We start from the raw sequence: 10967 nt of genomic DNA on the forward strand, positions 1-10967 counted from the left end.
GCCCGCGCCAGGGGGCGACGCGGGAGGGCCGAGCCCGCCCGAGCCTGCCGAGGAAAACGCGGGCGCGGGGCACGCGCACCCGGCGCGCGCCTTCAGGCGCGCGGGCGCCACTCAGGTCCGCGATCACTGTAGCGGCGGTTTGGCAATAGCAATGGCGTATTGTATATTGTCAGCCGCTGCCATGTTTCGCTTCCGAGCCCCCGCCGGTCAGGCCCGGCGCGTGCTGACCTACCCCGCTAGAGGGCCAGTCCATCCCAAATTGCCGCAGGTGACTTGGCGTCAAGACTCAGGTATCGGTGCTGCGTACACTCCCATCTAGCCGGCGTCCATTTCAGGCAACCTCCACCAAACGGCGCCGGCCCTTCTTCTTATTCGTCCCGCCAGATCTCCCTACGCCGAGCGCCGGAGATCCACTCGCGGCTCTTGCACTGCTGGCATCGAAGCTTTTCCTCACCTCGTCGATCTTGGCCTTGCCGATCACCGCAGCTCGAGCGGCTCGTAGCAGCGCGTGACTTGCAGCGTGCGACCCGGCTTCCGCACTAAGCCGCGCTGTTCTTGATCACGCGCAGTTCGTGGTTCCCCAGCCGCCGGGAAGCGGCTCCCCTACCATTGCCGATCGTGTGCTGAGCGAAGTCGGAAATCGGGCAAGGTCGGCCGAGAAGATAACCCTGGATCGCATCACAGGCTTCTCCCCGTAGGAAGGTCAATTCCGCGTCCGTTTCGACGCCCTCTGCCAAGACGGGGAGCTTGAGACCCCGGGCGAGGCCAAAGACAGCACGCATGACGGTAGCCGCCTCATCGCTGCTATCAACCGCCCGCACTAGAGACTGATCGACCTTGATTTTGTCGAATGGGAAGGCCCGCAAATTCGACAGCGACGAGTACCCGGTGCCGAAATCATCCATAGCGATTTGGACCCCAAGGCTTTTGAGCTGGCGCAGCGCGGCGAGCGCGCGCCCCATGTCCTTGATCAGGCAAGTTTCGGTAATTTCCAGCTCGAGGCGGAATGGATCGAGACCGGTCTCTTTCAGCACTGCCCCGACCAACTCGGACAAATTCCCGCCATGGAGTTGCATGGCAGAAACGTTGACGCTGATTGCTAGCGGTTGTTGCCAGCTTGCCGCTTCGGCGCAGGCGGTCCGCAGCACCCATTCACCGATCTTCAGAATGGCCCCACACTCCTCCGCGATCGGGATGAACACCGACGGCGGAACGGCGCCGCGTTCAGGATGATCCCACCGGAGCAGCGCTTCGAAACCGAAGATCTCGTTGGACAGGAGTTCCGCCTGCGGTTGATAGACAAGGTGCAGTTGCTTGCGCGAGATCGCATGACGGACGTCGTGCTCGAACTGGCGACGGTCGCGCAGATGCTCACCCATGGACGGCTCGAAAACGCAATAGACGCCCCGCCCCTGCATTTTGGCCTCATAGAGCGCGGCATCGGCATGGCTCAGGAGCGTCTCCCGATCGGGTGCATCGTTCGGGAATACGGCGATGCCAAGGCTGGTGCCGATGGTGACGCCGGCCGGCAGGTTAGCGCCTGCGTCATTGAGTGCGTCCAGGATGGCTTCAGCAGTGCGCGTCGCATAGCCCGCGCTCGGCAGACCGGGAACGATGACAGCGAACTCGTCGCCGCCCAAGCGCGCAACCATTTGCCCGGGCTTGAGGATGCTTCTGATCTTCTCGGCCACACACTGCAGGACGGCGTCTCCGACGAGATGGCCGAAGAGGTCGTTGATCTCCTTGAAGCGGTCGAGATCGAGGAAGAGCACGGCAAGGCACCGCTCAGTGTCGAGATGTGCTGTAAGCTCGGCCTCGAGCTTTTCGTTGAAGCTCGTGCGGTTCGGAAGCTTGGTCAAGGGATCATGGTGGGCAAGGAAGTGAATTTCCTCCTCCGCCCGCTTGCGCCCGCGGATATCGCGCACTGCAAACACCTGATGCGGCTTCCCGGCATAAAGGATGCTGTGCCGGATCAGCTCCACGGGGACCATGGTGCCATCCGTCGCGCATAGCTCCACCTCCAGCGGCCTTTGCGCGGGACCCGTGAGTTCGCCTGGGGAGGCCGTGGGAAAGAAGGACGCGAGCGGGCGTCCGACCGGTTGCGAGCCGTCGGCACACGCAAGCGCGGAGAAACTGCGATTGGCAGCCACGATCTCGGTTTCGTTGCACACGATCAGCCCCTCGACGGCCGCGTCAACCAGCTCCTGCATACGCGCTATCTCGCCGGCGCGACGGAGATCACGCACATCGAGGGCGAGGCCGATGATGGCCAAAAGGACAATGACAATCGAAACGAGGGCTACGCCAGCCGCCATCCAGTCCGCGGGCAACGCCGTTGCGGAAACGACAATGCGCGGGTCTGGCATGATTGCCGCCGCGCCCATCGCCGTGAAATGGTGGCTGCAGATCGCTACGGTCAACACGAGGGCACCGAGCGCCTTCCATTTGAGCGTGTTGGCGTGAAGGGCAACCGGCAATGAGGCCGCACCGAACAGCCCACCAAGAATAATTGAGGCGGCGACGAGCGGCACATCCCAGACGACGCGTCCCGCGATCTCGAATGCGGCCATGCCAGTGTAGTGCATCACCGCGATGCCGCCTCCCACGATCGCACCGCCGATCCAGCGTCCATGTGGAACGCGTGGCGAGATGCCGATCGTGAGACCCGTGCCGGTCAAAGCGATCGCGGCCAGTAACGAAATGATCGTCAAGGCGATGTTGTAGCCGCTCGGCACGGCGGGCTGGAAGGCCAACATGGCTATGAAATGCGTCGCCCATATGCCGAAGCCAGTGGCGATCGCAGCGACGGCTAGCCAGATCCGTCGCATCTCGCTTTCACTGCGCCCGACATGGTGGAGGACATTCACCGCCGTGAAGGAGGCCAGAGCGCAGATAAAGGCCGCCAGCGCAACCAGACGCAAATCGTGCTGCGTCGCAATGCAAGTGTAGACTTTCAACATGCTCTTCCCCCAGGCAGTATGATCACCCGTCGGGGAGAAATCTACGGTCAAATCTTGAATAAAGCGCTTAAGCGGGAAGTCCGGTTTGAATCATTGTCGTCTCTCAAACCCGCCCAAAGCCGGTCATCTCCGCGCCCTCAAAGGCGATTACGCGGCCTAGGCAAAGCTCGTCTTCTTGCCGAGCCGAGCGGAATTCCGCCGCGATCGCGAAATCTCGACGCAATTCCCTCTCGATGTGCCGCGCCAGCGCCACATACGTGGGCGACGGCCGAGGCGGCCGTTCTCATCGAGTAGGAGGCAACCAGACCATCCCCGGTTAAGATGCCGGTCCTGCTATTCAAACACCTAGCTCCTGACCAAACTGCTTCGCAGCAATGCCAGGAATGTCGTCAATCCGGTCAGGTTTCCCGATTAAATAGCCTTGAGCTTCATCACATCCGACGCGGCGCAGGTAGTCGAGCTGGTCGAGAGTTTCCACGCCTTCGGCCGTTACCGCAATTCGAAGCTCATGCGCCAACTTGACCAATGATCGTACAATCGCGGCGCAGTCCGCATCAGTCAGCATATCCTGGACAAAAGATCGGTCGATCTTGAGCCGCGAAAGAGGCAATTTGCGGAGATAAGTGAGTGACGAATAGCCGGTGCCAAAATCGTCAAGAGCAACTGTGACAGACAGAGAACTCAACGATTGTAATAGCGAGATCGTCTCTTCAAAATTCGAAATCAGCACGGTTTCTGTGATTTCGACCTCGAGTCTTCGGGGCTCCAAACCGGCTTCAGCCAAGGCCGCCACAATTTCATCCAGCAAGGCCTTGTTCTTAAGCTGCCTTACCGACAAGTTGACGGAGACCCGCATGTCGCGCGGCCAGCGCGCCGCTGCCAGACAAGCCGTTTTGACGACCCAGTGTCCGATGGCGTGAATCAAACCCGTTTCTTCAGCGATGGGTATGAACTCCGAGGGAGAGATCGTGCCAAGGGTCTGATGCTGCCACCGCAGAAGCGCTTCATACCCCCGGACGCTATCACGTCCGAGGTCGAGAAAGGGTTGGAATGCGAGCCAAAGCTGGTCATTGGCCAGCGCAGATTTCAGATCGCGTTCGAGGACATGGCGCCTTGTGGCAGCTTCGTCGTCGTTTGCGCTGAAAAACTGGATGGAGCCCGCCCCCAGCGTCTTGGCCATGTATAGTGCGGTGTCCACGCACCGCAGGAGTTGGTTGGCATCCAAACCGCCAGCGGGAGCCAAAGCGATGCCTATAGAGGCCCTGCAATATAGTTCGCGCCCTTCGATCAAGAATGGGTCGCGCATGGCATCTACGATCTGTTTGGCCAAGGAGCTGATCTGATCTGGCCTTACATCGCGCGTGGCAATTATCGCAAATTCGCCGCCCTCCAATCTGGCAATGCCATCGCTCTCCCGCGTCGATCTCCGAAGTCTCGCAGCCACTTCGACCAAAAGGGCATCCGCCATGGCTCGGCCAAAGCGATCATTCACCTGGGCAAAATTGTTAAGATCGAACAAAAGCAACCCACAGTGCTGGTCAAACTGCTTTGCGTCCACCAACGCGTTCTCCAGCCGCTCATTGAAGCTGAACCGGTTTGGCAGTCTCGTCAGAACATCCCTGCGAATGGCATTTTCGCTTTCCGCCTGCAGAATGAAACGCTGAGTAAATTCGAAGGCGTGAGCAAGCACGGCACGAAACAACGTGATGGCGTAACTCACCATCAGGATTGCGACGGGCAGGTTGACCGCGTCTTTCACCCACACGATCGCCACCGCTGAACCGACGAAGATCGGTAGCGTATAGGCGATGGCCGCAATAGGAATCGTGTAAAAGGAAGCGGCGCCGCCCGCGATCATCCCCGCGCTCAGGCAGGTAATGACGACCTGGGCGGCACTTGTTGCCCCGCTGAAGAACAGAACGGGAAGTGCTCCCCACCATGTGCCGAACAAGAAGGCGTTCCGCACCAGGTTTTGCGTTGTCCGGCGAGACACCGACCTTGGTTTGACGGACTGGAATGATGATCTCGCTCCTAGGCCGACGAAACCAGCGGCGGCGATGATGATACTCGCCCAGAGGATGGCTACCGTCTGGTCGGGCGAGCCCCAAAACGCCATGACAAAAGTGGCCGCATTGAGGATGTTCGCAACCATGCCAAGAGGCGTGTTGCGAAGCACGATACTGACCTGCTCCGCCCTGATACGGCCGGCAAGTGGTTCGATCGTCGAGGGCCCGCCAAAAACACGCAGGTCTCCCGCCAAAAGGTCACCGAGCCTTGCGGCAGACAGACGCTGCATCACTCTTTTCTCCCGCCCTAGAGTAGTAGCTGCGTGTTGGTCTCCTAGCATGGAACAATTCGGAAAAAGTAAATTTCAACCGAATTTGGACAGCCCAGTTGGGGAAACCAAAGGACTCCGGAATTCGAAGATAGTGAAAGACACGATCCTCCATCAGGGTGATTTTCACCTGCGGCTTGCAGCGGCTGCAGTCGAATTTCAACGACATCGGGTCCACACCGCCGCCGTAGGCCATCATCAAATCGGCCGATCGGCAGTAGCGGACATTGCCGCAGCTGCATTCCGCTTTCACAAGCATGTTGTGCCGGGTTGCCTTGCCTAGCGTGTCGATCGGATCGTGCGCCATGCGTTAGAAAGAGGAACATATTCCTGTTTCGTCAAGAGGCATTGATTCCTGTGTTCTCATTTTGTTCACTGCTGGCAAAATGGAGACACTCATGAAACCTCTCATCGCCGACCCGACGGAGCACGCGGACATTATTTGCTACCGTGACCCGTGAACGGCCCGCCATCCACAGGACCGTCAGCAAGATGGCCAAGCAAATGCGCGGCCTCTCCGATGTCAGTCAGAAACAGGCAATCTCCGAACTGACGGCCTGTTGGATCCTGGCCATATATCCGGAAGACCTCGATCTGGCCTTGTGGCTCTTGGACGCCATGCGCGAACAGACCGACATTTATCTGAGAGAAAGCAAGAAAGCTGGCGTGCGCCACTAGGGGCAAGACATGTGCAATCTCTACAACATCACCACGTCGCAAGAGGCCATTCGCCAGTTCACAGGTGCCCTGCGTGACATTCTGGGCAACATGGAACCGTCGATCGATATCTATCCCAACCAATTCGGGCCGGTAGTCCGCATCGCATCGGCCGGCCAACGCGAGCTAGCCAGTCTTCGTTGGGGCATGCATGCCGACGCCATTGGAGCGCGTCCGAGGCAATTCGGACCCAGGCACCACGAGTGTCCGTAATCCTCAATACACCGACTGGCAGCAATATGTCGGCGTCGAGCACCGCTGCGTTGTTCCGGTGACCAGCTTTGCGGAGCCTAGCCCCAATCCGGATGAGGTGGACCCGGAGACCGGCATCAAGCGCAACTACTGGTTTGCCGTCGACGAGAACCGACCGCTCTTCTGCTTCGCCGGCCTTTGGACACCCTGGCATGGCGTGCGCAAGGTCAAGGAAGGCCCCGGCGATCACGAGGTCTACGGCTTCATGACGACCAAACCCAATGCCGTGGTCGCTGGCATCCATGAGAAGGCCATGCCGGTGATGCTGACCACGCCAGAGGAAATCGAAACTTGGCTGACCGCGCCTTGGTCGGAAGAAAAGCGTCTGCAGCGCACCGCACCCGATGATGCCCTTGTGATCGTCGACAAGCCGGCGACGCAGATCAAAATTCCGCAACAGGCGGCGCAGGGCTCATTGTTCTAAACAGTGGGAGGTATCGTCATGGATTACATCATCACGCTGGACAGCCGCCAGGAGGCGGCATTGCAGGCCGTCGCTGACAAGTTCGTCGCCAAGCACAAGGGCGATTTGCAAGAAGCCAACAAAGCTGAGCTTTTGTGCGCCTGGGTGCGGAAAGCAGAGAGTTCGATTCCTGGATCTGGTGCACGGCCGACGGTGAGATGCCGGCTTTGCCTGGTCGGCAAGACGATGGCACCGTCACATGAGGTAGGCACTCGCGGACGCTGAAAATGAGTACACCGTGCAGCTCGTGCGGGCGATCCCTTCCGGTTTGCAAGTTGGGCGGGTGACGCCATGTTCATAACCGCTGATGAGCTTCATCGCCTCTGGCGCGCAAGAAAAAGGCCGGGCTTACAGCACCCGGCCAAGCAAGAGGCCAAAAACCTCCAGAGGGGAACGCGCCGGACGCAATGGGAGGAGAACGCCCGACGCACAACGGCATATAGGTCATCAAGGATGACATCTCAACGACACGCCAGTAGATCACGAGGCCTGATCATCTTGGTGCACTGAAGCTTGCGAGCCCGGGCGTTTGCCCAAAACCTCTTGTTTGCCGGCGGGCGCTCCGGAGTGATCGTCCGTTCGGGATCTCATGGGTGTGCTATACGGCTTTGATGGCTATTGGTTCGATGTTGCGCCGGCGTTGGCTGCCGGAAAAGAGCTTTCCAACCTATGCGTATTTGCCGGGCAGGCAACCGCATCCGGTGCGTGATCCCACAGGACACGGCTATAATAGCGAAGCCATGCCGTTGACCACAGAGGTCTCGCTTGATTCAGACACATTCCTCTGGGGCCTCGACCTCTTCAACCACGGCTATTACTGGGAAGCGCATGAGGCATGGGAAGACCTGTGGCAGGTTGCAGACCGAGGCGCTCCGCTTCGGACGCTCTTCAAAGGATTGATCCTGTTATCGGCGGCCGGCGTGAAGATCCGCGAGGGCAAGCAGGCGGCGGCAATGCGTCATGCCGGACGCGCCGCGGCGCTCCTTCGTTGGCTGATGAAGACGGCCGATCATGGCTTCGAGCGTGGGCTCGGCATGTCACCCGCCGCGCTCGCCGAACACCCCGAAGCCGCGGCAAGGACCCCGGCAGCCTTGCAGGCGACAGCGCTCGGTCAGCCACAACCCGTGTTTGAGTTCATTCTCGGACCAAGCTCCGGCCGAAGCCCGATCAGCCGGCAACAAAGACGAACAATCATCCCGGAGAAGACGCCAGGGATAGACCAGCCTCGTTGGGTCCAAACGAACTGAAGAACCACGAGTGTCAGGTTTCGTTCACCTGGCCGTATTTTCGTGTCCGCGGAAATTCGTCACGTTGCTTCGGAATTACAAAAGCTCAATACGGTATGGCTGCATATATCGGTTGCGGCGCCTGGCAGCCGGAACGATGTCCGGGGCGGACGCTGTTAGCAATATCTTCTGGCGATGCTTATGCTGCCGAGACAATTATTGCCTTCAGCCACAACCATCACCATGTAACGAGGCTTCACCAGCTGTCTTCAAGCCAACCGGAGAATTTCATGACAGAAGAAGCCGACCACAGCCTCGACGCCCTCATCGAGCTTACCGCCAATGTCGTCTCAGCCTATGTCTCGAACAATCCGGTCCCGGTGGGCGACCTCCCCGCCCTGATCGGCCAAGCACATGCAGCACTGAAAGGAACCGCCGGCAGCGTTTCCGCAGAACAGCCGCAGGCTCTCAAGCCTGCTGTTCCGATCAAGAAGTCGGTGATGGCCGACTACGTCATCTGCCTTGACGATGGAAAGAAGTTCAAATCGCTAAAGCGCCATCTGTCGACCCACTATGGCCTCACGCCGGACGAATATCGCGCCAAATGGGGCCTGCCGGCGGACTACCCCATGGTCGCACCGAATTACGCCGCCGCGCGCTCGGCCTTGGCCAAGACCATGGGGCTCGGCCGCAAACCGAACGACTCGGAAACGCCGGCGCCGGCGACGCGGACCGGCAAGAAGATCACAGCCTAACTTTATCTCTCGAGGGTCATTCTGGAACGCGCAGGTGTTATCGCCGTGATCTGCGCAGAACAGGAAATGGCGGGGGACCAAACCAGCCATGCTGGTCTTCTTCGCTCTTGCCGGGACGCAGGAGAAAATTTCAGCCAGCTTTGCTGAGGTACCGGCAGAGGACATGCCAGTGCGGCGGTCCTGTTCGATCTCATAGTTTGATTGAACGTAGTCGGCCGGATGCGCGGACGAAGATTCAAAATCAGCATTGGCGGAATGAACCGAGCGAAATGCAGGGGCAAATCCGGTAGTTAGCGAAACCAGTTCGGGCGCGCTCGCTACGTTCTTGTGCTATGGCGGCCCAACCCGGGCAACAACCGGCCTCTCAAATCTCCTCAAGCCGGTCATCTCTCCGCCCCCCAAAGACGATCATAGGTCAAGAGCCCAGTTCCACTTCTTTGCCGAGCCGAGCCGGTCCGCTGACCTGAATGTCGACAATGCCCTCTTGACCCGCCCCGCGCCAGCCTCGCAGGGCTCGCCGAGCCTAGGCTCGCTCTTTTCCGTTGCCCGACTTGCAGGCAGCGAGCCATTGCATGGCGGAGGTTGCATCCTCCAATATAGCGGCCCGCTTCGCGAAGCCGAAAAAGGCATTGCGCGCTGCACTTACAGGCTTTCGCCCGTCGTATGCATCATAGCATGCCTTGAGGGCGGCTTCGTGGACCAGGTCTCTGCGATCTGGTGGCCATTCATCGAGGAAATCGACAGCGTCCGCAAGACTGGCAATCTCTTGCACGATGTATGCTGCACGTCGTACGAAAAGTGGGCTGCTGAAAGCTTCAGAGTTCATCAATCCTCCCGACCTGCTGAACAGCTGGTGCGTGGACAGGCACCTCGTGACATCCGCGATCTAGCAAAGTGTGTTGTCAGGGCGATGACGATCTCAAGAGAAATAACGGCGTGATGTCCCCAGGCGAGCAAGCCGGCCAGCGCCGGTCTGCCAGCGAGCGACACGGTGGCGGCTCCGCTGCCGCGGTGGCTCACTAGGTGGCATATCTACATGGTCCCGACGAAGACCATTGGAACATGGTCCGGCTTTGACCCGCTAACAGAACACGGCTTCATCTTCTCCGCCTTGGCTGCGCCGGCCAGGTATGACGAGCGGCCGCCCCTGACCTGCATGGCCACGCCAGACGCATCGGCGCAGCCAATATTCTGCCTGTACGAGCAGCGGAGTTTGACAATGAATCCTATCCCGCAGGCCCGGATGTCATGCCATTCTTGTGGCGGACGGCCGTGTTCACGTCTGAACAAGCAGCGTGGGTCGCCGCCCGTTCACCCTTATTTACGCGAACAATTCCTTGTAACCGGTGGTCATCATCCAGTTCGCCCGATCGAGATGGCTTCGCGCTGCTTTTCGCGCGCGCACCGGCTCTTCCGCCGGATTGATGCCTAGGATGACCTCCGCCATCTCCTCATAACTGGCATCGTCGGCGGAGGCGTCCAGGAACCTCAAGTAGGTCTTGAAGTGCTCCTTGTCGTAGGCGGTGAGGCTGTCCGACCAAGGGACTTCGTCTTGAAGACCTGGTTCAACGTCCGTGTATTTCATCACGATATCGGGCTCCGGAAACAACTGGTCGAAGATTTCGCTCGATAGGCTACCCGGACCGAGGGGAATATCGTCCTCGAGGCGACATTCCGATCATCGTCTGCAAGTGCCCGCTCGAAGCGAGAACGCTCCTTTGGCGATGCAACTCTAGGTTAGGGATGAACTGCTAAAAGCTCAAGACTGTTCGGCTGGCCGTCGATACCCGGCCGACTGCTCGGCCGTTAATTTCACATAATTTCACATTCCAAATAAGACACAAAAGTCGGCCCATAGCTTACGGCCGAAACGCGTCTAGGCATTGGGATGCGCCGCAATGGGAGCCAGGCTTCCGGCCGATTCCAAATCTTTTGGCTCTTCGGCCGTCCGCTCATCCGTCTTGACCAGTACGAACCTACAGCCTATCTCATCGGCACGTTAGCACTCGTCCTTGCTGAGTGCTAACCGCAGGTCCGGACAGCCGGGCTTTGTAGGTGTCCGGCTTCGCCGGACGGTGTTTCTCACCGCACTCATCGAGGAAAAAACATGGCACAGTCGAAGTTCCGCCCGCTTCATGACCGCGTGGTCGTTCGCCGGGTCGAATCCGAATCCAAGACCGCCGGCGGGATCATCATCCCCGACACGGCAAAGGAAAAGCCGCAGGAAGGCGAGATCATCGCTGTCGGCTCCGGCGCTCG

10 protein-coding genes and 1 pseudogene are annotated in these 10967 nt (G+C 59.3%); 6 read left to right on the forward strand and 5 right to left on the reverse strand.

Translation table 11 applies throughout. The annotated features are described in order from the left end of the window. Positions 1-539: 539 nt before the first annotated feature. From AC0L24_RS33505 to AC0L24_RS33515, 3 genes are all read right to left on the reverse strand, one after another. Entirely contained in the window at positions 540-2960 is a 2421-nt protein-coding gene (locus tag AC0L24_RS33505; RefSeq protein WP_473565029.1) for a bifunctional diguanylate cyclase/phosphodiesterase, read from the reverse strand. A 337-nt stretch (positions 2961-3297) separates the two neighbouring features. Continuing rightward, positions 3298-5256, reverse strand: a complete 1959-nt coding sequence (locus AC0L24_RS33510) for a putative bifunctional diguanylate cyclase/phosphodiesterase (protein WP_473565030.1) — start codon at positions 5254-5256, stop codon at positions 3298-3300. After that, on the reverse strand, positions 5225-5602 hold the full coding sequence (locus AC0L24_RS33515) for a hypothetical protein (protein ID WP_473565031.1): 378 nt from the start codon (positions 5600-5602) through the stop codon (positions 5225-5227). The genes AC0L24_RS33510 and AC0L24_RS33515 overlap by 32 nt, the downstream gene beginning before the upstream one ends. Positions 5603-5787: 185 nt before the next feature. On the opposite strand from AC0L24_RS33515, the gene AC0L24_RS33520 reads away from it, so the two are divergent. The 5 genes and pseudogenes from AC0L24_RS33520 (at position 5788) to AC0L24_RS33540 (ending at position 8708) form a co-directional block, all read left to right on the forward strand. Continuing rightward, positions 5788-5973 (forward strand): hypothetical protein, encoded by a 186-nt coding sequence (locus AC0L24_RS33520; protein ID WP_473565032.1) that lies wholly within the window; start codon positions 5788-5790, stop codon positions 5971-5973. Positions 5974-5982: 9 nt separating this feature from the next. Then, positions 5983-6688 (forward strand): annotated as a pseudogene (locus tag AC0L24_RS33525) (SOS response-associated peptidase). A gap of 18 nt (positions 6689-6706) precedes the next feature. Then, complete coding sequence (locus AC0L24_RS33530) at positions 6707-6952, forward strand: hypothetical protein (RefSeq protein WP_473565033.1); 246 nt, start codon at positions 6707-6709, stop codon at positions 6950-6952. 368 nt (positions 6953-7320) lie between these two features. Next, positions 7321-7974 (forward strand): DUF309 domain-containing protein, encoded by a 654-nt coding sequence (locus AC0L24_RS33535; protein WP_473565035.1) that lies wholly within the window; start codon positions 7321-7323, stop codon positions 7972-7974. Between the two features lie 269 nt (positions 7975-8243). Then, positions 8244-8708 (forward strand): Ros/MucR family transcriptional regulator, encoded by a 465-nt coding sequence (locus AC0L24_RS33540; protein ID WP_473565036.1) that lies wholly within the window; start codon positions 8244-8246, stop codon positions 8706-8708. Positions 8709-9231: 523 nt separating this feature from the next. Here AC0L24_RS33540 and AC0L24_RS33545 read toward each other — a convergent pair. Together AC0L24_RS33545 and AC0L24_RS33550 are read right to left on the reverse strand one after the other, a co-directional pair. Then, positions 9232-9534 (reverse strand): DUF982 domain-containing protein, encoded by a 303-nt coding sequence (locus tag AC0L24_RS33545; RefSeq protein WP_473565037.1) that lies wholly within the window; start codon positions 9532-9534, stop codon positions 9232-9234. 495 nt (positions 9535-10029) lie between these two features. Beyond that, the gene (locus tag AC0L24_RS33550) at positions 10030-10293 is read right to left on the reverse strand and encodes a DNA -binding domain-containing protein (RefSeq protein WP_473565038.1); all 264 of its coding nucleotides are present in this window, start codon (positions 10291-10293) and stop codon (positions 10030-10032) included. A 522-nt stretch (positions 10294-10815) separates the two neighbouring features. Between AC0L24_RS33550 and AC0L24_RS33555 the strand changes: the two genes are divergently transcribed. After that, a partial coding sequence (locus tag AC0L24_RS33555) for a co-chaperone GroES (RefSeq protein ID WP_473565039.1) occupies positions 10816-10967 on the forward strand: 152 nt, incomplete at its 3' end.

Source organism: Mesorhizobium sp. WSM4809 (assembly GCF_055811655.1).

Coding starts and splice junctions, on each gene's coding strand:
- AC0L24_RS33505 (WP_473565029.1), bottom strand. CDS start 2,960: ATGTTGAAAGTCTACACTTGCATTGCGACGCAGCACGATTTGCGTCTG.
- AC0L24_RS33510 (WP_473565030.1), bottom strand. CDS start 5,256: ATGCAGCGTCTGTCTGCCGCAAGGCTCGGTGACCTTTTGGCGGGAGAC.
- AC0L24_RS33515 (WP_473565031.1), bottom strand. CDS start 5,602: ATGGCGCACGATCCGATCGACACGCTAGGCAAGGCAACCCGGCACAAC.
- AC0L24_RS33520 (WP_473565032.1), top strand. CDS start 5,788: ATGGCCAAGCAAATGCGCGGCCTCTCCGATGTCAGTCAGAAACAGGCA.
- AC0L24_RS33530 (WP_473565033.1), top strand. CDS start 6,707: ATGGATTACATCATCACGCTGGACAGCCGCCAGGAGGCGGCATTGCAG.
- AC0L24_RS33540 (WP_473565036.1), top strand. CDS start 8,244: ATGACAGAAGAAGCCGACCACAGCCTCGACGCCCTCATCGAGCTTACC.
- AC0L24_RS33545 (WP_473565037.1), bottom strand. CDS start 9,534: ATGAACTCTGAAGCTTTCAGCAGCCCACTTTTCGTACGACGTGCAGCA.
- AC0L24_RS33550 (WP_473565038.1), bottom strand. CDS start 10,293: ATGAAATACACGGACGTTGAACCAGGTCTTCAAGACGAAGTCCCTTGG.